The organism is Marinobacter persicus (genome assembly GCF_002934325.1).
Lineage (GTDB): Bacteria > Pseudomonadota > Gammaproteobacteria > Pseudomonadales > Oleiphilaceae > Marinobacter > Marinobacter persicus_A.
This window is the reverse complement of the sequence record NZ_PTIV01000002.1, coordinates 19,192-43,422: the sequence shown is the minus strand read 5'-3', so window position 1 is coordinate 43,422 and position 24,231 is coordinate 19,192. Positions and strand designations below refer to the sequence as shown.

Sequence of the window (24,231 nt, the reverse complement as noted above, 5' to 3'; positions counted from 1 at the left end):
CCATGAGTCAGGAGTTGCCCCCGGTTGGCCCGTCCGGTGCCATCGCCCGCGCGTTCCAGAATAATCACCTGACACCCCTGTTGGCCCTGCTGGCCATTATCCTCGGTGTGCTGGCGGTGGTGATCACGCCCAAGGAAGAAGAGCCCCAGATCGACGTCACCATGGCCGATATTATGGTGGCCTTGCCCGGTGCCAGTACCAGGGAAGTGGAAAGCGTCATTGCCACGCCCGCCGAGCAGGTGATGAGTGAAATCAAGGGGGTGGAGCACGTGTACTCCGTCTCCCGTCAGGGTCAGGCCGTCATCACGGTGCAGTTTGAGGTCGGTATTGAGCGCCAGGAGGCATTGGTCCGACTTTATAACCAGGTGTACTCCAACCAGGACTGGCTGCCGCCCGGGTTGGGTGCGTCCCAGCCTTTGATCAAGCCCCGCAGCATTGACGACGTGCCGGTCATGACGCTGACTCTTTACGATCCGACAGGCACCCACGCCGGTGAGGAACTCACGCGTCTGGCGCACATGCTGGAAGTGGCCCTCAAGCGGGTGCCCGGTACCCGGGACATTTACACCGTGGGCGGCATTCCCGACCGCGTGGATGTTGTCTTTAATCCCGCGCTACTGTCCGGCTTCGGGCTGACCACCGCCGACATTGCCAATGCCCTGAACGCGGCCAATGCCTCCAGCCAGGAAAGCCGGGTCACCCAGGGCAACGTTTCTATTCCCGTGCAGGCCGGTACGTTGCTGGAATCGGTGGCCGACGTGAAGCGGCTGGTGGTGGGTATGCACAACGGCGCTGCCGTGCATCTGGATGACGTGGCACAGGTGCGGCGTGGTGGCACCGTGCCCGACCAGAGTCTCCAGGTCGGCTTCGGGCCGGCCCATCCCGAAGCGGTGGGGGGCGAACCGGGTGACGTCTACCCGGCCGTTACGTTGGCCATCGCCAAAAAGCCGGGTGAGAACGCCATTAACATCACCACCTCGATCGAGGAGCGACTGGATCAGTTGCGCAACCGTGCACTTCCCCCCGATGTTGAGGTACTGGTCACCCGTGATTACGGCCTGACCGCCTCGGACAAGGCCCAGAAGCTTATTTCTGACCTGATTTCCGCGACCCTGGCGGTGATGGTGCTGGTGCTGGCCTTTATGGGCTGGCGCCAGGCCGTGATTGTGGGCGTCTCGGTGTTAATCACTCTGCTGCTGACGCTGGTTTTCTCGTGGGCCTGGGGCTTTACCCTCAACCGGGTGTCCCTGTTCGCACTGATTTTCTCCATCGGCATATTGGTGGACGATGGCATTGTCATCACCGAGAACATCAACCGGCGTATCCAGAATACCCGGCGCTCGGTGAAGGAAATTATTCCGGTTGCGGTGGACGAAGTGGGCACACCGACCATCATGGCCAGTTTGACCATTATGGCGGCGTTGCTGCCCATGGCCTTTGTGACCGGGTTGATGGGGCCGTACATGAGCCCGATTCCCATCAATGCCTCCGCCGGCATGGTCATGTCCCAGATTGTGGCCTTTGTGGTGGCGCCCTGGCTGGCGCTTCGCCTGCTCCGGCACAAGAAGGGGGACGCCATTGAAGAAAATGCCGAGGCCACCAGCTCGGCCGATGGTGTGAACCCCCGGGCGCTCGCCCTGTTCAACGGCGTGTTAACCCCGTTTCTGGGGGAACATCCCTGGCGCAGGCGTTTTCTGGGGCTGGGAGTCGTCCTGCTCACACTTGCAGCGGCCTCCCTGCCGGTTTTCCTGGCAGTGATTCTGAAGATGCTGCCTTTTGATAACAAATCGGAGCTCCAGGTGGTAGTGGATATGCCCGAGCGGACACCCGTGGAGCAGACCCAGCGGGTGCTGACGGAAATGGGCCATCACCTGGAAACCGTAGGCGAAGTGTCTGACTGGCAGGCCTATGCCGGCACCGCTTCACCCATCAATTTCAATGGCCTGGTGCGCCAGTATTACCTGCGTAGTGAGCCCTACCAGGGTGATATTCAGGTGAACCCGGCCAGTGAGGAGCATCGTGAACGTGCCTCGCACACCATAGCCCAGGCTTTGCGAGAGCCCCTGACCGCGATTGGCAAGAAGTATGGCGCAGAAGTCAAAATAGTCGAAGTTCCGCCGGGGCCGCCGGTTCTTTCGCCCATCGTGGCGGAAGTGTATGCCGTGAACGCCGAACGACGTGCCGATATGGCCAAACTGGTAGCCCGGGAATTGGCCCGGGCGCAAGGGGTTGTTCAGGTCGACACCACCCTGGAAGCGCCGACCCGCGAGTGGGAAGTGGTTGTGGACCGTGACCGCGCCGCCAGGCTTGGCGTCTCCCAGGCGCAGGTGGTAACCACCCTGCAAGCGGCTCTGAATGGCACGGGTGTCAGTTTTCTGCATGATGATCAGGCCAAATACCCGGTGCCCATCCGGGTCATTCTGGGTGAGGGCGACAAAGCGCAGCCCTCGGCCCTGCTGTCGATCAAGGTTCGCAGCCGCAGCGGCCAGTTGGTGCCCCTGGCCAGCATTGCCGAGGTTCAGGAGGCCGATTGGATGGGGGCGATCTACCACAAGGATCTGTTGCCGGTGACCTACGTAACAGCGGACATGGCCGGCGAGATCGATTCCCCGCTCTATGGCATGTTCCGAACGGTGGATCGCCTGAAACAGCAGGCCGAGGCCCCGGAACAGTATTTCATCGAACAGCCGGTGTTGCCCGAGAAAGGCACCCTGAAGTGGGATGGCGAATGGCAGATCACCTATGAAACCTTCCGGGACATGGGCATTGCGTACAGTGTCGGCGTGTTCATGATTTTCGTGTTACTGGTCGCGCAGTTCCGTTCCTACATCCTGCCGCTGGTAATCATGGCGCCGATCCCGTTGACGCTGATTGGCATCATGCCCGGGCACGCGTTGCTGGGGAAGGAGTTCACCGCCACCAGCATGATCGGCATGATTGCCCTGGCGGGCATCATCGTGCGTAATTCCATCCTGCTGGTGGTGTTTATCAAACAGTTGCTGGACGAAGGCATGGAGCTTGACCGGGCCGTGGTGCTGGCCGGTGCCGTGCGCATCAAACCCATTGCACTGACCGCCATTTCGGCGATTGTTGGGGCTTACTTCATCCTCAGTGATCCGATTTTTAACGGCTTGGCCATCTCGCTGATTTTTGGTCTGCTGATGTCCACACTGCTGACGGTGATTGTTGTGCCTTTGCTGTACTACACTTTGGCCCGCTGTCGCTGGCTGTGATCAGCGGGTGGGCCAGTAACGCTGCATTTCCAGGAACAGGAAGGAGGCGCTCCAGGTGATCAGCAGAAACCCGGTCAGCGCTTCAATACCGGTCAGGTAACGCAGTTGGCCCAAAGCTTCAATGTCGCCGTAACCCAGCGTGGTGAATGTGGTGAAGGAAAAATAGGCGGAATCCAGCAGGCTGCCGCTGAAATTGCCCGCCAGATGACCCCAGCCTTCGGCATGGTGCATGAAGTAGAATGCGGTGGCGAAGATCCATACCTGTAGGGCATGGGCGGTCAGACAGCCGAGAACGGCAAAGGTGATGCGAAAGTGATGGCTGCGGCGCATTTTGGGCAGCATCCGGCTCAAACGCATCAACGCCTCGTTATGAATAACGACCACCACACAGACCAAAAAACAGTTCAGAAGAGTCACGTTCAGCAGTGTGTGATAACCGTTTTCCATTCAATGGGCTCTCGAGTGTCAGGTGGCGTTGCCGGCAAATCTGAAGTGGGTTCATCAGGGATTAACTGAAGATTGTATAGTAGTTCAGCGGTTAGCCGCACCCCAACCAACCAGAGTCACGTTTGTCCATGGTCAAAAAATTGCTGCCCCTGTTGATTGTCGCTTTCGGTATTGCGGTGTTCATCACCCTCAAGGCGACCCGGCCGGAACCGCCCGAGGCGAGCGCCACCGAACGGAGCTGGCGGGTAGAGGTACAGAACGTTGAGCCAGCCAGGCATGTGCCCGTCTTGCGGCTGTACGGCGAGGTAGTGGCTCCGGAACAACAAACCGTCACGGCCACACTGGCCGGACGTATTGCCGAGAAATCCGTGGCAGAAGGTCAGCGGGTTGCGGCAGGCGCGCTGTTGATGGCCCTGGACACAGCCGACATTGAGCCGGTACTGGCCCAGGCCCGATCCCAGGTGGCGGACCTCGAAGCCCAGGTCCGTTCCGAAGAGGTGCGCTACCGCAATGACCAGCGGGCGCTGAAGAGCGAACGGGCCATCCTGGACAACGCCCGGCGCCAGCATGAACGCATCCAATCCCTGGTTGCGCGTAACCTGGCCTCCCGGGAGGACCTGGAGATGGCTACCGATGCCCTGGCCCGGGCCCAACTCACGGTAACCAACCGTGAACGTGCCATCGCCGAGCATCCCGCCCGCCTGCAAAGTCTGGAAGCCCGGCTGGCTCAGGCCCGCGCCAACCTGGCAGCGGTGGAACTGGACAGTGACCGGGCCCGGGTTCGGGCACCGTTTGAGGGTATCGCGACCAATGTACAGGTTGCTGTTGGCGACCAGGTGTCACGCAACCAGGCTCTGTTTTCCCTGTACCCGGTTAATGGTCTGGAGGTTCGGGCCCGCGTGCCGCGGGCGTTTCAGGACGAATTGATGGCGGCCCTGGCTCGGGGAGAAACATTGACGGCACGGTCCGAATCCGGGCAGCAGGCCTTTGTGCTAAAGCGCTTTGCTGGTGTGTCTGACCCGGCGGGTACCGAAGCGGTACTGGAACTGCAGGGTGACCCGGGAGGACTGCGACCGGGCGGCCTGCAAACCCTGACCTTGCAACGCCCCGCCCGGAATAACACCGTTGCGATTCCTTTCAGTGCCCTGTACGGGGCCGACCGTGTGTACGTCATGACCCCGGACAACCGCATGCGGCAGATCCGGGTCGAGCGCATTGGCGAGGCTGAGAGTGACAATGGCGAACGCCAGTTGCTGATTGCCAGCGACCAGCTGGAAGCGGGCATGCGCCTGATCACCACCCACCTGCCCAACGCCGTGACCGGGCTGAAGGTCGAGGAGGCCACACCGGCGTCGGAGTCGGCCTCATGACGCGCAAGAAAGGGGTCATCGGCTTTTTCGTACACCACCGCGTGGCGGGTAATTTGGTCATGCTGGTGATGCTGCTGGGTGGTGCGCTGGGGCTGATGCGTATGAACATCCAGTTCTTCCCCACCTTCGCCCTGGATGTGGTGAGCGTGCGGGTAGTGTGGAGCGGGGCCTCCGCCGAGGACGTTGAGCGCGGCATCACCGACCCGCTGGAACAGCGGCTGCGCAGCGTTGATGGTCTGAAGAAAATGACCTCCACCTCGGCCCAGGGGGTGGCCTCCATCAGTCTGGAGTTCCACGAAGGCACGGACCCCATCCAGGCCGTGGACGATGTGCGCCAGCAGGTGGATGAGTTCAATAACCTGCCCGCCGATGCCGAGGAGCCCCAGGTCACCCGGGTGGAGCGTTACGAGCCGGTGGCCCGCCTGCTGCTTTACGGCGACGTTGAACGCAGTGAATTGCGCCACCTGGCCCACCGCTTCGAGGATGAATTGCTGGACCGGGGCATCGACCGGATCAATCTCCGGGGTATGCCCGAACAGCAGATCAGTATTGAGGTTCCCGTGGAACGCCTGGAAAGCCTGGGCTTGTCACTGGAACAGGTGGCGGATCGGGTGGCGGCGCTGTCCCGCGACCTGCCGGCGGGCATGATGGCCCAGGAAGACGCGACGCGGGAATTGCGCTCGGTGGAACAGCGGCGCAGTCCCCAGGCTTTCGAGACGGTACCGGTACTGAGCGGGGAACGGATTCGCCTTAAACTGGGCGATGTGGCCATCATTCGCCAGGAAGCACGGGACAATCAGACCGTGATGACCAATGAGGGCATGCCCGCCATTGAGTTGCAGCTGCAGCGGTCGGAAACCGGCAATTCTCTGGCCGCGGCCCGGGTGCTGGAAACCTGGCTGGCGGACACCCGCCCTGCCTTGCCTCCGACCATTAAACTGGAGGTGTATGACGAGACCTGGCAGCTGCTGGAGGACCGCATTTCCCTGCTGGTCAGCAACGGCCTGAGCGGTCTGGTGCTGGTTATCGGCCTGCTGTACCTGTTTCTGCCCGGCCGGGTGGCGGCCTGGGTGGCCGTTGGTATTCCCACCGCCTTTCTGGCGGCCATGGGCGTGCTCTGGCTGGTGGGCGGGTCCATCAACATGATTTCCCTGTTTGCGTTGATCATGGCCCTGGGTGTGATCGTGGACGATGCCATTGTGGTGGGCGAAGACGCCGACGCCCATGCCCGCATGGGCGAGCCTTCCATCTATGCGGCCGAGGGTGCGGCCAAAAGGATGGTCTGGCCGGTGCTGGCGTCTTCATTGACCACGGTGGCAGCGTTCATGCCCCTGCTGGTCGTGGGCGGTATTATCGGCAACATCCTGGGCGATATTCCCCTGGTCATGATCTGTGTTCTGGTGGCCTCGTTGCTGGAGTGTTTTGTGGTGCTGCCGGTGCACCTGCGCTCGGCGTTCGTACAGAAAAAACGGAAAGACGGGGACAGCGAGACCGGGTCGCTCATCCGGAACAACCCACTTGCTCGCCTGCGTGGCGGTTTTGAGCAGCGTTTTGATGCCTTTCGTGAAGGGCCCTTCCGGCGCTTCTCCCGTTACAGCCTCAAACACCGGGGTGTTACTGTGGCCGCCGCCCTTGCCCTGTCGGTGGCGACCGTCGGTCTGCTCGCCGGTGGCCGGCTGGGGTTCAACTTCTTCCCCACACCGGAGCCGTCGGTGCTCTATGCCAATGTCAGCTTTGTCGCCGGCACCCATAAAGACACGGTGGCTGATTTCATGGAGCAAATGCAGCGCAGCCTCAATGAGACCGAGCGAGCGTTGGGTGGTGATCTGATCCGCCACGCCGTGACCACGTACGGCGCCACCCAGGGAGCTGAGGCCAGTTCCCGTAACGGTGATGAACTTGGCTCCATGTTGGTGGAACTGGTGCCTTCCGACCAGCGCTCGGTGCGCAACGCCCGGTTCATGGCCGAATGGCGGGAGCGCATGAACCTGCCGGCTGGCCTGGACACCCTGAATATCAATGAGCGCCAGTCCGGTCCGCCGGGACGGGATGTGAATGTGCGGCTGACCGGCGATAACGCCGAAGAGCTGAAGCGTGCCGCTGGTGAATTGAGCCAGGCACTTGGCGCCTTACCGGGCGTGCTGAACGTGGAAGACGACATGCCCTGGGGTCGCGAGCAACTGATTTACCAGGTCAGCGCCTTCGGCCAGGCCCTGGGACTTACCACCGTGGATCTTGGCCGCCAGTTACGTGCGGCCTTCGATGGCCGGATTGCCCAGATTTATCAGGATGGGCGGGACGAAATGGAAGTGCGTGTGCAGCTACCCCGCGAACAGCGTGAGCGCTACACCACGTTGGAAAGGATGACGGTGCGAGTGCCTGATGGCCGCTTTGTGCCCTTGACCCAGGTGATGAACCTGGATCATCGCCAGGGCTTCCAGGCGCTGCGCCACGCCGACGGCAAACTGGCCGTGGAGGTGACTTCGGCACTGAACACCAATGTGGCGACGACCGACCAGGTTCTGGCGAGCCTGCAGGCAGAAGCGTTGCCGGATATCGCGGCCCGCTACGGCATTCGCTATAGCTTCGAGGGTCGGTCAGCGGATCAGCGGGAAACCCTGGCAGACATGAGGACTGGCCTTCTGATTGGCCTGGGGCTGATGTACGTGGTCCTGGCCTGGGTGTTTGCCTCCTGGTCGCTGCCCTTGATCGTCATGGCAATCATCCCCTTTGCCCTGGTCGGCGCCCTGCTCGGGCACTGGTTCATGGGGCTGCAACTGACCATTCTTTCCCTGTTTGGTCTGTTTGGGTTGTCGGGCATTGTGGTGAACAACGCCATCATCCTGGTGGCTTTCTATAATCACCACCGCCAGAAAGGTCATGGCATTACCGATGCCCTGAACGAGGCGGCGGTGCAACGGGTGCGGGCGGTACTTTTGACCTCGCTGACCACCATTGGCGGCTTGTTGCCCCTGCTGTTTGAAACGTCGCTCCAGGCCCAGTTCCTGATTCCCATGGCTACTTCGATTGCCTTTGGGCTGGGGTTATCAACCTTCCTGGTGTTGCTGGTGATTCCGGCCCTGTTGAGCTGGCTGGAGCAGTTCCGGGAGTGGCGGGCCCAGCGCCATGGTGAACATGCAGAGCCGCTGGGCGAGTAATGCTGTCCGATAGCCGCTAATGGGCGGGTTTACCAGGTGAGTTCGCCCGTAGGCTCTTCTTCTGGAACTTTGGGGTCAGTGGATTGTTCAGATTCACTGGCCGGTGCCGGGGCTTCCTGGGTCAGGTCAATGATCGCTTCCTGCTCGCCCGGACGGTTGTTCACCATTTCCCGCAACCGCATTTCCTCTTCCTTGAGAGGGCCGGCCATGTCGATGATGATTTCAACCCGCCGGTTCTTGGCCCGGTTTTCAGGAGTGGAATTGGGCGCGAGTGGTTCGGTATCCGCAAGGCCGGTCACCCGAAGGCGATCGGCGCTGATTTCCTCTTTCGCCAGCAACACATTCGCCACCGCAGCTGCACGGGCGGCCGACAGATCCCAGTTGCTGTAGAAACGGTCGGTGTGAATGGGCAGATTGTCGGTGTGGCCTTCCACGGCCAGGTCGCCGGGGATGCCCGCCAGTACTTCGGCCATATCCAGCAACATCCCCTCGAAATCCCAGGTCAGCTGGGCTGAGCCGGAGGAGAAGGAGCCTTTTTCCTCAACCCGGATCACAATACGTTGCTGGTTTTCGGAAACGTTGATGCGACCTTCCTGCATCGCCGGTTCCAGCACTTCCATAATCTCCGCCATGTTGGCGTCTACTTTCTGCTGGATTTTTTCCTGAATCGCCTGGTCCTTTGCACTTTCCAGGAGCTTCAGTTCCGGCTGCTCGTCCGTGGTGGTCTGTTTGACCTGATTGACCAGGGTGGGTTCGGGGGGCGCAGGGGAGAATTTATCGAAAATCGGGCTGGTACCTTTGGGGATTTCCAGGACCGGCGTGTCTCTCTGCACGCCAAAGGCCTGGGACAGTTCGCCCGCAATCTGCTTGAATTTCTGGGCGTCGATCTCCGAGAAAGACAGTAGTAGCACGAAGAAGCACATCAACAACGACATCAGGTCGGCGAAGGTGACCACCCATGCCGGTATGCCCGGCTTTTCCTCTTCCGGTAAGTCGTCCATGGCTTATCCCGTGGCCGCTTCCGTTTCGTTGTTTTTCTCCCGCTCGCCGGGTGGCAGATAGCTCGACAGCATCTGTTCGATGATTCGCGGGTTGGTGCCTTCCTGGATGGCGACCAGGGCATCGATATACAGTGATTGCATGCGGGCCTCTTCGGTCATCCGCAACGACAGTTTGTCGGCAATGGGGTTGGCGATCATGGTGGCGATCATGGCGCCGTACAGGGTGGTCAGCAGTGCCACCGCCATGGCCGGGCCGATGGATTTGGGGTCTTCCATGTTCGACAGCATCTGCACCAGGCCGATCAGGGTGCCGATCATGCCCATGGCCGGCGCCACATCGGCCATCGCAGTGAAAACCTTGGCGCCGGACCGGTTGTGATCCAGGGTCATCAGCCGTTCTTTGCTCAGTAGTTGCTTGATGGTGCCGGCGGTCTGGCCGTCCACCAGCATCTGGATGCCCTGGGACAGGAACGGTGAACCCACCTCCCGGCCTTCAAGCCCCAACACCCCTTCCTTGCGGGCGATCTGGGCGATCTCCACCAGCTCATCGATGCTGTCCTGGGTTTCCGGCAACTTGAACTTGAAGGCGCGCACGGCCGCTTTGAAGGCCCAGAAAAACTGACCGAAACTGAACTTTGACAACACCACCAGCAAGGTGCCCCCCACGACAATCAAAAGGGATGGAGGATTGATGAAAACGCCCGGAGAAGTGCCGAGAATGACAGCGGAGGCAATCAGTAGAATGGCGCCTGCCAGGCCAATGAGGGTGGCGAAATCCACGGTTACTCCATTAACGAAAAGGGTGGGGTTCGAAGCGCAGCATGATACCCGTTGCGCAATCGATGATCAATTTGTATCCGTGCTGGAGGGAGAGTCCTGGAGTTCTTTCCAGGCGGCATAGCGGTGGAGATCCGATTCCACCAGCTTCAGGCAAAACGCCACCACGCTGGCATCGTCGAGAAAGCCCAGACCGGCCAGAAAGTCGGGGATGACATCCAGTGGATTGAGTACGTAAATCAGCGCGCCGGCAATGGCGGCGATGGATTTCCAGGGCACGGCCCGGTAATTGCCCTGCCAGTAATCCCGCAACAGGGAAAACATCAGTTTGATGGCGGTGTTGAAACGATTCAGTCGGCCGCTGTTGCGAACCTTCTCTTCAATGGTTTTCTGCCGGGCCAACAACGCCTCAAGGTCAGCCTGGCTGATTTTCGCCGATTCCCTGTTCAATTCCTTGGCGGCTATCTTTTGTGAAAACAGTCCCATGTTGGTGCCTCTTGTGAACGCCTTCGGAGCGGCCGTGTCCCGTTTTCGGCATGGGGGACACGGCGGCACGCATGGATAGACGGCTGGGTGGGTTTACTGCTCCTGCAGGGCCTGCAGCACGGCCTTGGCCGCGCCTTCCGAGGATGCCGGATTCTGGCCGGTGATCAGCTTGCCGTCCACCACAATGTGCGGACCCCAGTCATCGCCCCGGCTGTAGCGGGCATTATTGTCCTTGAGCATATCCTCCACCAGAAAGGGCACAATCTTGTCCAGTTGTACGGCTTCTTCCTCGGTGTTGGTGAAGCCGGTAACCTCGCGGCCACCAACCAGGTTCTGGCCCGGTTTGATGAACACGTTCTTGAACACACCCGGTGCGTGGCAAACCGCGCCAATGACTTTGTCCTGTTCATAGGCGGTTTTGATCAGCTCGGCGGATTTCTCATCGTTGGCCAGGTCCCACAGGGGGCCGTGGCCGCCGGGATAGAATATGGCGTCGTACTGGTTCATGTCGACATCCGCCAGTTTTTTCGTGCTCGCCAGCATTTCCCGGGCGTGGGTGTCCTGAGCGAACCGCCGGGTTGACTCGGTCAGGGCGTCCTCGGCTTCACTGTTCGGGTCGACGGGAGGCTGGCCGCCCTTGGGCGAGGCCAGGGTTATGTCCGCGCCAGCATCCTTGAACACGTAAAAAGGCGAGGTGAACTCTTCCAGCCAGAAACCGGTCTTATGCTCGGTGTCGCCCATCTGGTCGTGGGATGTGAGAACCATCAGTATTTTCATGAGATCTAGCCTCCTCTGATTGGAGTCGGGAGTTTCTGCCGTTTAACGCTCTCTCTAAACCGACGTTGTGTTGCGCTATGCGAATTTCAACAGGGTACGGATAAAACAACCCCATGGATGCCTATTCCGGCTACACTTAGAATAGAGTTTTTAAAAAGGACAGGGATTGCAGTTTTTATGACGTATTTGTCCAAGAGCGTGGTTTTATATGCATTGCTCGGCTTGTTTTCCGTGGCAGCCTGGGGGCAAACGGGTGATGCTGGAGACGAAGGAGCGCAGACCGTGGTTGTGGGGGTGGATCATTCCCCTCCCTACCGGATTCTGGATGCCGGCCGACAGTCGGGGCTGTATCTGGATATATTCAACGAAGTGGCAGACCGGCTCGGTTGGCAGGTGGAGTATGAGCGGGTTCCGTTTCGCCGTATTCTGCTGTTGATGCAGGAGGGCAAGGTGGATGTCATGCTGGGACCGGTGCGCACGGAAAACCGGGCAGCCTACATGGCCTACGCGACGCCGGCCTTTCCCCCCGAGCGACGCCTGTTTTTCTACACCGAGCCGGAGAACCGGGTTACCCGGTACCGTGACCTGTATGGAAAGTCCATCGGGGTGCTTGAAGGTGCCCGGTATTTTGAGCGCTTCGACAAGGACGATCAGCTAAAGAAGTCCACCGCGCCACGCTATCAGAACCTGATGTTGATGCTGGAGAAAGGCCGGGTTGATGTGGTGGTGGCGCCGGAGCTGGCGGGCCTTTCGGCCGCCCGGAACGTTCAGGTCCAGGTTGAGATTTCGCCCTTTAGTGTTCCGGGGGAGCGCTCCTGGATAGCGATCTCCAGGAAATCGCCCATTCTTGAATACGCCGATGAAATCGCCGAAGTGGTGGAGGCTATTCGGCAGGAAGGTCTGATGGATCGCCTGGTCACCAAATATTCCAACCTGGCGGTCAAGTAGGTCAGCGAATTAACCAGACGGGACACGAGGCCCTCTCTCCTGGCAGCTATAAGAGCGTAAAGTTCAACCCGGAGAAAATCCACCATGGCAATCTGGACAGCAACCCCGACCCTTGAGCAGGTGACGGCACTGAGCCGCAACACGGCGGTCAGTCACTTGGGTATTGAATATCTTGAAGTTGGTGATGATTACCTGAAAGGTCGCATTCCGGTGGACCAGCGCACCGTGCAGCCTTTCGGTATTCTGCATGGGGGTGCGTCGGTCCTGCTGGCGGAGACCCTGGGCAGCATGGCGGCGAACTGGTGTGTCCGCGATAAGGGGATGATGGCCGTGGGGCTGGATATCAACGCGAACCACATTCGCCCGACAGCCAGCGGCTGGGTTTATGGCACGGCAAAAGCCCTGCACCTGGGTTCTGCTACCCAGGTCTGGGAAATCCGTCTGGAGAATGAACAGGGCAAGTTGACCTGTATGTGTCGCCTGACCATGGCGATAACCAAGCGACACTGATAAAGTGATTGAGTTTATCAATCAGATCATGGGATTGTTTGGGAGGCTCAAAACGTGATGCCTGAGGGCCGCGCAGCTTATTGGTTTGTGTTTCGCAGTTTCCGATTCGCCCTGATGCTGGTGGCCGTAGGTATGTTTTCGTTTGCTCAGGCGGACACCGATCGGTTGTGCGATACCCTGGTGGTCGGTGGTAATCCCGAATATCCCCCGATGCTCTGGCAGTCGGTCGAGCAGCCGGGTTTCCTCACGGGCGCCGTGCCGGCGCTGTTGCAGGAAATTGTGGAGCCATTGGGCGTTAAAGTAGTCGTTCGGGATGTGGGCCCCTGGGCACGGGTGCTGCACATGGCGCGCCAGGGCAAGATTGACGTGGTGGCCGGGGCGTTCCTGACCGACGAGCGCCGCGAATTCCTCGATTATGTGCTGCCTCCTATCACGTGGCAGCCAACCAACATCTGGGTGCCCCGTGGCAAGGAGTTCAAGTATCGCTACTGGACGGATCTTCGGGGCAAGTTGGGCAGTACCCTGATTGGTAGCAGTTCTGGCCAGGATTTTGACGAGTTTGCCGCACAGTATCTGTCCATCGAAGGTATCCGCACGATTGAGCAATCGTTCCGGATGGCCCGGCTCGGTCGCGTGGATTACGTGCTCTATGAGCGCCCGCAGGGTCGCATCAAGCTGGAAAAGATGGGGCTTGCTGATGAATTCGTGGATTTGCAGCCGCCAATCAGCAGCGAACCGCTGTACTTTGCGTTCGCCAAAGAGTCAGCCTGTAACACCGAGGCCTTCCGGGCCGCCTTTACCCGGCGCCTGGAGGTGTTGACCGGTCAGAGGCGAATCGACAGTCTGTTGGAAGAATACGCTGTAAAGTACCTGGTCAACACCCCATAGGATTTATTATCCGACAGCCTTTACTGCCCGGATGGCGGCGTCTCTGCAATGGTGACACTGACCTGCCCGCGCCCCCGCTCTTTTGACCGGTAAAGCGCCCGGTCTGCACGAACCATAAGGTCTTCCAGGTGTTGATCGCTGCCGGTTGCCACCGTCAGGCCAAAGCTGGCGCTGGGTTGAATCTGGTGGCCCCGGTAATGCACGCGGGACTCCCTGATCATCTGCAGCAGACGCTCGGCCATGTCTGTCGCCCTGGCGGTGTCCGCCTCGGGCAGCAACAGGGCAAACTCTTCCCCGCCCATCCTGGCGGCGCAATCCGATTCCCGTATGCGTTCGCGCAGGAGGCCGGAAATATGCCTTAGCACCTCATCGCCGGCCTCGTGACCGTGGGTGTCATTGACCTGTTTGAAAAAATCCAGGTCCATGGTGATCAGCGCCAGGGGTGTCTTGTAACGATGGGCCTGGCTCAGCAGTTGACGCCCAAATGAGAAAAACGCCCGACGATTATGAAGGCCTGTCAGCTCGTCGGTCAGTGCGGCCTGGCGAGCCTTCTCGTGGGCACGCTGGAGCTCCAGCTCCATTTCCTTGCGTTCGGTGATGTCCGTGGCAATCTCAAGGCGCACGAGGCGACCGTCGGTCCAACGGATGGCCTGGTCCCGACACTGATACCAGCGTTTGTCCAGCTGGTTCTGGAACTCCCAGACGTGTGGGCCTGCGGGCGAGCCATCGTCATTGATCAGCAGTTGGTTGCTGCAGAATTCGCAAGGGCCGTTGCCATTCTGGAGCACCGCCCAGCATTTGCGCCCCTTGATGGTGCCCCATATCTGCCGGCCGTAGGCATTCATGTAGAGCAACTCGTAGGTGTCAAAATCGGCCACGTAAACCAGTGCATCCAGATTATCGAGGATGGCCTGAAGCCCCTCTGCAGAGGTGATCTCGCTGGAACCCGCCGGACCCTCGTGGGTCGGCAGGTTGAGGGGCGTAGTGTCAGATGTCATGTAGCTCCGGGGCGTTATTCGAATTCGGGCAATTCGGGTTTGGTGGTTTCCCTGCCTTCCGCCTGCCAGCCATCAAAACCGCCGGCAATGGATTGCACATTGCGATAGCCCATTTCTTTCAGGACCTTGGCGCTCAGTGCGGCCCGACCGGAGGTTTTGCAGTACAGGACAATCTTCATGTCGCGGTTTTCCAGGGATGGGTCATTACTGAATTTGAACTCCAGCATGCCGCGGGAAATGTTGACCGCACCCGGAATGTGGCCGGCACGGTACTCGTCTCCATCCCGGACATCCAGTAGCAAGTCGGCCTGTTTGATGGCACCTTCGGCCTGTTCCGGTGAGATTTCTTCAATCTGCTGTTTGGCGTCTTCTACAAAGTCATGTGCTGTTTTCATGAGGCACCTCCTTTTGATTGGTCCAGCATGAACCAGATAGATTAATTATGCGAGTGTTGTGGGCTCAGAGTGTCAGTAGCCCCCTTGTCAGGGCGGCGATGCCCGCCACGGCCGCGATCCCGAGGATCAGCGGCCGCAGGCGCTCAAACGGTACCCGGTGTACCAAGCGCCCGGATAGCCAGAATCCTACGAGCACGCCGGGAAAGGTTGCCGCGAACAGGATCAGCTCCTGACGCCCGAGATAACCGGAAAAGAGCAGGGCTGTCAGGCTGAGAAAACTGGCGACCAGAAAAAAGGCGGACATGTTGGCCCGAACCAGCGGCCCCTTTTCGTTCTGGTAGATAAGGGCAATAGGAGGACCGCCAATCGCTGTAATAGTTCCCATGTAAGTGGAGGCTGCGCCGGCGATGGTGCTGCTGGTTGCGTTAAGCCGTGGGCGGAGGCCGCCGACGCTCAATGCCACGCCAGCCAGGATCAGAATGCCGAAAATCAGCTCAAAGCCTTTGGATGAAAGCACCGAGAGAGTCAGGCCGGCCAGCACGACCCCAATCACCCCGCCGCCAATGGCAAAACGTACCTGACGGACTTCCAGCGCGGCCCGATTGCGTACCAGCATGAAAATGGTCAGGAGGGTGGCGTTCAGAACCAATGGTGCGGGCAACAAGACTGGGCTGATCAAAAACAGCAGCGGTGCCGAGAGTGTGCCAATGCCATAACCGGCCACCCCTTGCAGGCAGGCACCGGCAGCGATGGCTACGTTGGCTAGAACAAGCTGAATCAGGGAAATGTCTGGCAAGGCGAGTATCCTTTTGAAAAGGGGAGGCAATGAAACAAGCAATAATCGGTTATCACAAAGACGATGAAAACCACTGGGTGGCGCAGCTTGCCTGCGGCCATAACCAGCATGTTCGCCATGATCCACCCTGGGTGAACCGCCCGTGGGTGACGACCAGAACCGGGCGCGAATCGATGCTCGGGTTTGAGTTGAATTGTAAGAAGTGCGACCAGCACGCACCTCCAGACGCTTGGCCTAGCGTTCCGTCTCGTTAATACCCAGGCCCCCCAGCGACAGAATCTGGCGTCTAGTGTCCGTTTTTGCCCCACGAAGGTGTTCCATTAGGTTCTGAATGGCGGCAGGCATGGTTTCCGGGGCCTGGTCCTGGAAGTGGCGAACCAGGTCAATCTGGACGCACAGGTCCTGGAAGCGACCGTAGAGCTCCTGGCGGTACTTCAGGTCCTTCAGGGCACTTTTCCAGTTTTGGGCGTCCAGCTCCATCAGGTAGCGAATGCGCTTAAGCTGTTTGCGCAGGCGATGTATGTCTTCATCCGGCGAATCATGCAGTGTTTCAGCGGTAAGCCGGTTGAAGCCTTCCAGCCGATTCCGAGCTGCCCGGCGGATGTCTTCGGTCTGCATTCGGGTCGCCAGTTTTTTCAGGGTGCCGGAATGGATGAAGTCTTCCCAGTCGTGCATGTCGGCTCGATAGGACTTACTGTCGAGATGTTCTACAACGGCATGGTGTGCCTTTTCGGCCTCACCCTGTGCCCAGGTGCCCAGGGCGCTGTGTAGCTCATCGTTGCCCTGGCAAAGGTTGGGCAGGTCCTGCAGGAAAACGTGCAGATCCCGAAGCTCGCTGGTGCGGGCTGCGTGCCGCTTGAGCGGCTTTGACGCTTTGGCCAGGGTTTTGTTGTCGGTAACGTCCAGCAAGGCCTCGGCAATCGCCCGACTGCGACGGATAGCAATGCGGAACTGGTGCAGGAATTCGTCGTCCAGGCCGGTTCTGACGCCTGACTCCAGATCCCGAAGTCGCTTTAATTGATGTTGCAGTTCGGCCTGGAGATTTTTTGCCGGCTCTTCGCCTTTCGCGGCAACCCGTTTCCGGCTTTTGCGGCTGAACTCACGATAGCTGTAGTCCCGGGGCGTCAGGAAAGCCTCCAGTTTGCCCTTGCCTTTGCTTTTGGCCAGCTTGCGCCACGGTTTGTCTGAAAAAACGATGGATAGGATGCCGGCGGTAGGTAGCCGGGCTGGCGGGTGCTTCAAAAGGTGGCATGCCAGCTCCAGCAGGGCCGGGTTATGCCCGATTATCGTCACTGTATCCTGTTTATCATCAAGGCTTTTAAGCCAGCCCAATAATTGTTGACAATCAAAGGTGTAGAGAGCGGCGTCGATGTGAATCCGGTTTTCAGGGAATTGCGGCGGCACTATACCGGCGAGCGTGCTGCGGGCCCGGTTGGCGTCGCTGGAGTAGATGTCCCCTCCCAATGCGCCACTACGTAATAGTGCCCGATGAAGGGGTTCCAGTTGTTCCTGGCCTCGATTGTTTAGCGGGCGGCATCGATCTTGCAGGCCCTCTTCCTGCCAGCTGGACTTGGCGTGGCGAACAAGTAACAGGTGTTTCATGGCGCTCTCCTGCAGTGAGTGTCATGTAACTTTAGTCTGACACAGCTTAAAGTTGTTTACAGGTCTGCCGATAGCCTAATTGTACGTGACACTCGATATATCAGGCCTCGCGGCCGATGCGTCGACGACGCTGTGTAACTTTGAAGAACAATTGTTAACAAACTGGAATAGCCATTTGCGGGCAGCTGTGCATAATTCCACGGCCTGAAACATTGATCCGGAGCAAGAAACATGTCCTTCCTGAACAATTTCACAATCCGAACCCGGTTGTTGATCGGCATTGTGTTGCCGGTGCTTATCACCGCTGGCGTCATTGCCTGGATCACGGCCAGCCAGATCCAGGCCAACGGCCAGGAAGAGCTTCAGCGGCTTGAGCAGCAGTTGCTGGCAACCCACAAGAAAGGGCTGAAAAACCTGGTGGAGACGGCCCGGGACGTTGTGCTGGAGGCCAAGAACAATGCCTGGACAGAGGAAGAGGCCAAGGCCGAGGCAAGGGAGCGGATTCGTGGAATTACCTTCGACGAGACCAACTACATCTTTGTCTACGATGAAAACCTGAATAACCTGGCGTATGCGCCGGATCCCTCCAAGGAAGGCCCGGTGACCAATCCCGATACCCGCAAACTGCTCCGGAATATCTATAACGCCGCCGGGGGTGATGGTTTCCACCGCTATGAGTGGACCAATCCCGCCTCCGGTAATGTCGAGCCTAAAGTCTCCTACGCCCGAATCATCCCGGAATGGAACTGGATGGTCGGTGCCGGCGTTTACGTGACGGATATCCAGGAGGTCCTGGCTGCGACCAAGCAGGAAATCGATGAAGCCATGACCCGGGCTCTCAGCTTTATCCTGATGGTGACCGTGGCGGTTATTGTCTTGTCTGTCATCATCGGCATGCTGGTAGGCCGCACCGTGACCGGGCCGATCCGTCAGGTCAGTGAGATGATGCGTGAAATCGCCGATGGCGATGGCGACCTGCGCCACCGGCTGCCGGAAGACGGCAACGACGAACTGGCGGTGCTGGGTAAACGCTTCAACCATTTCATTGTGAAGATTCAGGACACCGTGCGGGAAGTGGGTGCGACCACCGATCAAGTGGCCTCCGCAGCGGAAGAGCTGAGCAGTGTGGCCACGGAAACCCGTCAGTCGGTGCAGGAGCAGGGCAGCGAGACAGACCAGATTGCCTCCGCCATTAACGAAATGGCCGCGACCATCCAGCAGATTGCCGGCAACGCCAACTCGGTGGAAGGTGCGGCCTCCGATGCCGACCGTATGGCGCGTGAAGGTGGCGAAACCATTACCAGCGCCCAGAACTCCGTTAATCACCTGTCAGAGGAGATTGAAAACACCGCCAAGGGTATCGACGCGCTGGCCGAGAAATCCGGCGATATTCAGCAGGTGCTGGACGTGATCCATGCGGTGACCGAGCAGACCAACCTGCTGGCGCTGAACGCCGCCATTGAGGCTGCGCGCGCCGGTGAGCATGGCCGTGGCTTCTCTGTGGTGGCGGATGAAGTTCGCCAACTGGCCAAGCGGTCCGCCGAATCCGCTGACCAGATTCGCGAGATGATCGATGGCTTTGTTGAAGAGTCCAAAGCTTCCGTTGAGCGTATGAGCCACTCCCGTAAGAGCTCGGAAGAGACAGTGGAGCGGATCAATCACGCCACCAGTGCCTTGAATACCATCGTGAGCTCCGTGGGCCACATTCACGACCAGGTGACCCAGATCGCCACGGCGGCTGAGCAACAGAGCCAGGTGGCCGAGGAAATCAATCAGAACGTGGTGCGCATTGTCGATGCCGCCCAGCGCAGTGATACCGGCGTTACTCAGACCAACGAAGCCAGTAACGAGCTGGCGCGGCTGGGTGAGCATCTGCGAGAATTGGTCAACCAGTTCAAGTTCTGATTCATAAAGGGAGTTCCATGAGCATTCGCACCATCCTGCTGGCTGCTGCTGCCGTTGCTGTTTCGGCGGTCAGCAGCCCCGCTGTCTCCAAGGAAACCTATACCCTGCGTCTGGCGGAGACCTGGGGGCCAAACTCGCCGATTCTGGGCGAGACCACCCGCCACTTTGAGGAGATGGCGGAAACCATGTCCGGTGGGCGTCTTCAGATCCGCATTGACTCGTCCAACAAGCACAAGGCGCCTTTTGGCATTTTCGACCTTGTGCGCCATGGCCAGTACGACATGGGCCATACCGCCTCCTATTACTACAAGGGCACCATTCCCAACGCCATGTATTTCACCACCGTGCCCTTTGGCATGCTGGCGCCAGAGCAGTACGCCTGGTTCTACTATGGCGGTGGCATGGAGCTGATGCAGAAGGTGTATGAGCCCTATGGCCTGCTGTCCTTCCCGGGCGGCAATACCGGCAATCAGATGGGTGGCTGGTTCAACAAGGAGATCAACTCCCTGGAAGACCTGAAAGGCCTGAAAATGCGCACCCCGGGCTTCGCCGGTGAGGTGATGTCGGAACTGGGCGTAGCGGTCACCAACCTGCCGCCAGGTGAGCTTTATACCGCGCTGGAACGGGGCACCATTGATGCCCTGGAGTGGGTGGGACCGGCACTGGATTTCCCCATGGGCTTCCACCAGATCGCCAAGTATTACTATTCCGGCTGGCAGGAGCCGGGCGCGGAGGTGCAGTTCCTGGTGAATCAGGAGACCTGGAGCGAGCTGCCCAAAGAGCTTCAGGAAATCCTGCGGGTGGCCATGCGCACCGCTGCCTATGACATGTACGCCAAGAGCATAAACGACAGTGCCGAGGCCTGGGGCCGCATGAAGGAGGAGTATCCGAACGTGGAGCACAAGGTGTTCCCGCCGGAAGTCATCAACGCCCTGCGTGAAACGACGCATCGGCTGCTGAACGAAGAAGCGAAGAACGATCCGCTGGCCCGGGAAATCATCGCCTCCCAGCAGGAGTACCTTAGAAAGGTGCGCAAATGGACAAACATCTCCGATAAGGCTTATCTGAACAGCGTGGCTGATCAGTAGCCAGAAGCGGCTCAAGTCTTTTTGTTTGTTCCTGTTTCTGGAAAAATAGGCCGCTCATCCTATGGGGCGGGCTCATGAAACAGACACTGCTATCGCTGAGCAACCTTAGCAAGCAATTTGACGGCAAAACGGTGCTGGACTCCCTGGATCTGGATATTCTGGACGGGGAGTTCATTACCTTGCTGGGCCCCTCCGGCTGCGGCAAAACCACCCTCCTTCGCCTGATGGCCGGGTTTGAGCATCCGGACGGCGGCACCATTACCCTGGCCAGCCAGGACCTGACCCACACGCCCCCGGAACACCGTCCCCTTAACACGGTCTTCCAGAACTACGCCCTGTTCCCGCACATGTCGGTATTCGACAATGTTGCCTATGGCTTGAAAATGGAAAAGCGTCCCAAGGAGGAAATCCGCGAGCGGGTTCAGGAAGCGCTGGCCATGGTGCAACTGCAGGATTTCGCCAGACGCAAGCCGCACCAGCTCTCCGGCGGACAACAGCAACGGGTTGCCATCGCCCGGGCGGTGGTCAAGCGCCCGAGGATGCTGCTGCTGGACGAGCCCCTGTCGGCGCTGGATTATAAGCTGCGCCGCACCATGCAGGTGGAGCTCAAGCGCCTTCAGCGGGAATTGGGCATTACCTTCGTTTTTGTCACCCACGACCAGGAAGAAGCCCTGTCCATGTCGGATCGTGTCGCGGTAATGAAAGATGGCGAGATCCAGCAGCTGGGTACCCCCCGGGAAGTCTACGAGCGGCCGGCCAACCTGTTTACCGCGCGGTTCGTCGGCGAGACCAACCTATTCCCCGGGCTTGTAGAGAAGACCAACGGCGACGATACCGTGACGGTGGATGTGTTTGGCCTCAAGCGGACCTTCGCCAAGCCGGATTTTCCCCTCCGGGATGGCCAGTCGCTGCATGTGCTCCTGCGCCCCGAGGACATTCGTGTACTGTCTCCTGAAGCCAGTGACGGCGTGTCCGGCAAGGTAGTGGAGCGTAACTACAAGGGCAGTACCCTGGATTCCGTCATTCACCTGGACGATGGCACCGAGGTTCTGGCCTCGGAGTTCTTCGATGAGGACGATCCGGCTTTCGATTACCGGCTGGGCGAACCGGTACGGGTGAGCTGGGTCGATGGCTGGGAATGGCTGCTGCCGGAAGAGGCCAGCCCCGTCGGCGAGGAAACCAACGTTGATGCGTAGCGCCCTGCAACAGCCGTTCAAGACGGCGGTGCTGGTGCTGGTCTGGGGCTGGTTGCTGTTCCTGGTGTTCACACCCAACCTCCTGGTAGTGGGTGCCAGTGTCATGACCCGGGACCCAGGCTCCTTTATATCACTGCCCATCACCCTCGACGCCTACCGGCAGTTGCTTAATCCGCTGTACCTGGATGTTTTCCTGCACTCGTTGTATATGGCGAGTATGACCACTCTCGTGTGCCTGGTCATTGGTTATCCTTTTGCCTGGGCATTGTCGAAGGTGCCCCGGCAGCGCCAGGTACTGTTGATCTTCCTGTTGATTGTGCCTTTCTGGACCAACTCCCTGGTCCGCACCTATGCCCTGAAGCTGATGTTGGCCACGAACGGCTTGCTGAATAATGCGCTGATGTCCCTGGGGCTGATCGAAGAACCCCTGAAGCTGCTTTACTCCGAGGGGGCGGTGATTATCGGGCTGGTTTACCTGCTGCTGCCGTTCATGATCCTGCCGCTGTATTCGGTGTTCGAGGATTTGCGCGAGGACCTGCTGCGGGCCTCCCATGACCTGGGCGCGGGACATTTCGCCACCTTTGTGCACGTCATCGTTCCTCTGACCCTGCCCGGTGTATTGGCGGGGGTCATGCTGGTGTTGCTGCCGGCCATGGGCCTGTTCTTTGTGCCCGATATCCTGGGTGGCTCACGAAACCTGCTGGTGGGCAACGTGATCAAGAACCAGTTTCTGGATGCCCGCAACTGGCCGTTTGGGGCCGCCGCCAGTATCGTACTGACTCTGACCATGGCCTTCCTGATGTTTGCCCACCGGCTCAGTAAACGTCGCATTGGGGAGGAAGGCGCATGACCCGTTGGCTGCCCCGAACCTACCTGACCCTGGTCTACCTGTTGCTTTATGCCCCTATTGCTGTGCTGGTGGTGTTCTCGTTTAACGATTCCCGTACCGGCTATGAGTGGGGTGGGCTAAGCTGGCGCTGGTACGAATCCCTGTTCAACAACCGCGCCATGGTCGAAGCCATGTGGAATTCCCTCTGGCTGGCCCTGTCTGCCGCGACCATCTCGACACTGATCGGTGCACTGACCGCCCTGGCGCTGCATCGTTACCGGTTTCGGGGCAAGAAGGCGCTTAACGGTATGCTGTTCGTGGTGATGATGTCGCCGGAAATCGTACTGGCCATCTCCCTGCTCGCACTTTTTCTCCTGGTGGGGCTGCAGTTGGGGTATGTCTCCCTCCTGCTGGCGCACGTTACTTTCTGCCTTCCCTTTGTGGTGATTACCGTCATGGCCCGGCTCAGTGGCTTTGATGAGCGGCTGCCAGAGGCGGCCAGGGATCTTGGGGCCAGTGACTTCACCATGACACGCACCGTGCTGATTCCGGTGATTATGCCCGCGTTACTGGCAGGCTGGCTGTTGGGTTTTACACTGTCACTGGATGATGTGGTGGTGAGCACCTTTGTCAGTGGGCCCAGTTATGAAATTCTGCCCCTGCGTATCTACTCCATGGTACGGGTGGGCCTGAAACCCGAGGTGAATGCTCTGGGCACGCTGTTGCTCATGTTTTCGATGGTCATGCTGATAATGTCGCAATGGATACTTACAAGGAGTAAGCAATGAAAAAGATCGCACTCGCCGGCCTGCTGGCCGTGAGCCTGACAGGCTGTGGTGGCTCAGAGGAACCGGAAGTCCTGAATCTGTACAACTGGTCGGAATACATGCCCCAGGAAGTGCTGGACCGGTTCACCGAGGAAACCGGTATCCAGGTGGTCTATACCACTTACGACAGCAACGAGGCCATGTACGCCCGCCTGAAACTGCTTGATGACAGCGCCGCGTACGATCTGGCCGTGCCGTCTACGTACTACGTCAGCAAGATGCGCCAGGAAGACCTGCTGATGCCGATCGACCGCAGTAAGATCGACGGTTTCGATAACCTGGACCCGGAACTGGTGGACCTGGATGTCGACCCGGACAACAAGTACAGCGTGCCATACCTGTGGGGCACCACCGGCCTGGCCGTGGACACCGCCGATGTGGAAGGCGAAGTGACTGCCTGGGAAGACCTCTGGGATGAGCGTTTTGAAGGCCGCGTGATGCTCACCAACGACATGCGTGAAGTGTTCCACGTGGGGCTTCGGGTGCTGGGTTACTCCGGCAACAGCACCAACCCGGAGGAGATCGAGGCGGCCTATGAGAAGCTGACCGAGCTGATGCCCTCTGTGCGCACCTTCAACTCCGACGCCCCACGCATGCCCTACCTGGAAGGAGAAACCGATGTGGGTATGATCTGGAACGGTGAGGCCGTCATGGCCCAGGACACCATGCCAGCGCTGGAATACGTGTATCCGGAAGAAGGCATCATTGCCTGGCTGGATAGTTTCGTGATTCCGAAAAACGCCAAGAATCCCGAAGCGGCCCATAAGTTCATCAATTTTGTGCTGAAGCCTGAAATCTCCGCCCTGATCAGTGAAGAGATTGGCTACGCCACCCCGAACCTCGCGGCCCGGGATTTGCTGCCTGAGGAAGTGGCCAATAACCGGGCCAGCTATCCGAACGCCACGGATATGGTCAATGCCGAGTTTCAGACCGACATTGGCGATGAGGCCCTGCAGGTTTATGCCAAGTACTGGGAAATGTTGAAGTCCGGCCAATAAAT

The 24,231-nt window shown here is 59.1% G+C and carries 22 protein-coding genes; 13 read left to right on the top strand and 9 right to left on the bottom strand.

Annotated features, from left to right (window positions below; all coding sequences use genetic code 11):
- Positions 1–2: 2 nt before the first annotated feature.
- On the top strand, positions 3–3,233 hold the full coding sequence (locus tag BY454_RS01385) for an efflux RND transporter permease subunit (protein WP_104414846.1): 3,231 nt from the start codon (positions 3–5) through the stop codon (positions 3,231–3,233).
- Here BY454_RS01385 and BY454_RS01380 read toward each other — a convergent pair whose 3' ends face one another.
- A complete protein-coding gene (locus tag BY454_RS01380; protein WP_104414845.1) occupies positions 3,234–3,680 on the bottom strand; it encodes a potassium channel family protein in 447 nt (148 codons plus the stop codon).
- Positions 3,681–3,808: 128 nt separating this feature from the next.
- On the opposite strand from BY454_RS01380, the gene BY454_RS01375 reads away from it, so the two are divergent.
- Complete coding sequence (locus BY454_RS01375) at positions 3,809–5,050, top strand: efflux RND transporter periplasmic adaptor subunit (RefSeq protein ID WP_104414844.1); 1,242 nt, start codon at positions 3,809–3,811, stop codon at positions 5,048–5,050.
- A complete protein-coding gene (locus BY454_RS01370; RefSeq protein ID WP_104414843.1) occupies positions 5,047–8,208 on the top strand; it encodes an efflux RND transporter permease subunit in 3,162 nt (1,053 codons plus the stop codon). Before BY454_RS01375 ends, BY454_RS01370 begins: the two co-directional genes overlap by 4 nt.
- Positions 8,209–8,237: 29 nt before the next feature.
- Here the strand turns inward: BY454_RS01370 and BY454_RS01365 are convergent, their stop codons facing one another.
- From BY454_RS01365 to BY454_RS01350, 4 genes are all read right to left on the bottom strand, one after another.
- The gene (locus BY454_RS01365; protein WP_104414842.1) at positions 8,238–9,209 is read right to left on the bottom strand and encodes a MotB family protein; all 972 of its coding nucleotides are present in this window, start codon (positions 9,207–9,209) and stop codon (positions 8,238–8,240) included.
- Positions 9,210–9,212: 3 nt separating this feature from the next.
- Positions 9,213–9,989: a MotA/TolQ/ExbB proton channel family protein gene (locus BY454_RS01360; protein ID WP_104414841.1), complete on the bottom strand. Its 777-nt coding sequence runs from the start codon at positions 9,987–9,989 to the stop codon at positions 9,213–9,215.
- 66 nt (positions 9,990–10,055) lie between these two features.
- Positions 10,056–10,472, bottom strand: coding sequence for a YkvA family protein (locus BY454_RS01355; protein ID WP_104414840.1), 417 nt, complete (start codon positions 10,470–10,472; stop codon positions 10,056–10,058).
- Positions 10,473–10,565: 93 nt separating this feature from the next.
- Positions 10,566–11,249 (bottom strand): type 1 glutamine amidotransferase domain-containing protein, encoded by a 684-nt coding sequence (locus BY454_RS01350; protein WP_104414839.1) that lies wholly within the window; start codon positions 11,247–11,249, stop codon positions 10,566–10,568.
- Between the two features lie 177 nt (positions 11,250–11,426).
- Here BY454_RS01350 and BY454_RS01345 point away from each other — a divergent pair, with 177 nt between their 5' ends.
- The 3 genes from BY454_RS01345 (at position 11,427) to BY454_RS01335 (ending at position 13,595) form a co-directional block, all read left to right on the top strand.
- The gene (locus BY454_RS01345) at positions 11,427–12,197 is read left to right on the top strand and encodes a substrate-binding periplasmic protein (RefSeq protein WP_258075512.1); all 771 of its coding nucleotides are present in this window, start codon (positions 11,427–11,429) and stop codon (positions 12,195–12,197) included.
- 84 nt (positions 12,198–12,281) lie between these two features.
- The gene (locus BY454_RS01340) at positions 12,282–12,707 is read left to right on the top strand and encodes a hotdog fold thioesterase (RefSeq protein WP_104414837.1); all 426 of its coding nucleotides are present in this window, start codon (positions 12,282–12,284) and stop codon (positions 12,705–12,707) included.
- Between the two features lie 57 nt (positions 12,708–12,764).
- A complete protein-coding gene (locus BY454_RS01335; RefSeq protein WP_258075511.1) occupies positions 12,765–13,595 on the top strand; it encodes a substrate-binding periplasmic protein in 831 nt (276 codons plus the stop codon).
- A gap of 20 nt (positions 13,596–13,615) precedes the next feature.
- Here BY454_RS01335 and BY454_RS01330 read toward each other — a convergent pair whose 3' ends face one another.
- The 3 genes from BY454_RS01330 to BY454_RS01320 form a co-directional block, all read right to left on the bottom strand.
- The gene (locus BY454_RS01330) at positions 13,616–14,593 is read right to left on the bottom strand and encodes a GGDEF domain-containing protein (protein WP_104414836.1); all 978 of its coding nucleotides are present in this window, start codon (positions 14,591–14,593) and stop codon (positions 13,616–13,618) included.
- A gap of 14 nt (positions 14,594–14,607) precedes the next feature.
- Positions 14,608–14,988 (bottom strand): rhodanese-like domain-containing protein, encoded by a 381-nt coding sequence (locus BY454_RS01325; RefSeq protein ID WP_104414835.1) that lies wholly within the window; start codon positions 14,986–14,988, stop codon positions 14,608–14,610.
- A 64-nt stretch (positions 14,989–15,052) separates the two neighbouring features.
- Complete coding sequence (locus tag BY454_RS01320; protein ID WP_104414834.1) at positions 15,053–15,784, bottom strand: sulfite exporter TauE/SafE family protein; 732 nt, start codon at positions 15,782–15,784, stop codon at positions 15,053–15,055.
- Positions 15,785–15,813: 29 nt separating this feature from the next.
- Here BY454_RS01320 and BY454_RS01315 point away from each other — a divergent pair, with 29 nt between their 5' ends.
- Positions 15,814–16,038, top strand: coding sequence for a DUF3565 domain-containing protein (locus tag BY454_RS01315; protein WP_104414833.1), 225 nt, complete (start codon positions 15,814–15,816; stop codon positions 16,036–16,038).
- Here BY454_RS01315 and BY454_RS01310 read toward each other — a convergent pair.
- Entirely contained in the window at positions 16,019–17,386 is a 1,368-nt protein-coding gene (locus BY454_RS01310; protein WP_104414832.1) for a CHAD domain-containing protein, read from the bottom strand. The two genes, BY454_RS01315 and BY454_RS01310, sit on opposite strands and share 20 nt — an antisense overlap.
- A 231-nt stretch (positions 17,387–17,617) precedes the next feature.
- Between BY454_RS01310 and BY454_RS01305 the strand changes: the two genes are divergently transcribed.
- From BY454_RS01305 to BY454_RS01280, 6 genes are all read left to right on the top strand, one after another.
- Positions 17,618–19,291 carry a methyl-accepting chemotaxis protein gene (locus BY454_RS01305; protein ID WP_104414831.1) on the top strand — a complete coding sequence of 558 codons (1,674 nt, stop codon included), beginning with the start codon at positions 17,618–17,620 and terminating at the stop codon, positions 19,289–19,291.
- A gap of 17 nt (positions 19,292–19,308) precedes the next feature.
- Entirely contained in the window at positions 19,309–20,379 is a 1,071-nt protein-coding gene (locus BY454_RS01300) for a TRAP transporter substrate-binding protein (RefSeq protein ID WP_181049621.1), read from the top strand.
- A 74-nt stretch (positions 20,380–20,453) separates the two neighbouring features.
- Complete coding sequence (gene potA / locus BY454_RS01295) at positions 20,454–21,575, top strand: spermidine/putrescine ABC transporter ATP-binding protein PotA (protein ID WP_104414830.1); 1,122 nt, start codon at positions 20,454–20,456, stop codon at positions 21,573–21,575.
- A complete protein-coding gene (gene potB / locus BY454_RS01290; protein ID WP_181049620.1) occupies positions 21,568–22,425 on the top strand; it encodes a spermidine/putrescine ABC transporter permease PotB in 858 nt (285 codons plus the stop codon). Before potA ends, potB begins: the two co-directional genes overlap by 8 nt.
- A complete protein-coding gene (gene potC, locus BY454_RS01285; protein ID WP_104414828.1) occupies positions 22,422–23,192 on the top strand; it encodes a spermidine/putrescine ABC transporter permease PotC in 771 nt (256 codons plus the stop codon). Before potB ends, potC begins: the two co-directional genes overlap by 4 nt.
- The gene (locus BY454_RS01280; RefSeq protein ID WP_104414827.1) at positions 23,189–24,229 is read left to right on the top strand and encodes an ABC transporter substrate-binding protein; all 1,041 of its coding nucleotides are present in this window, start codon (positions 23,189–23,191) and stop codon (positions 24,227–24,229) included. Before potC ends, BY454_RS01280 begins: the two co-directional genes overlap by 4 nt.
- The last annotated feature ends 2 nt before the right edge of the window (positions 24,230–24,231 follow it).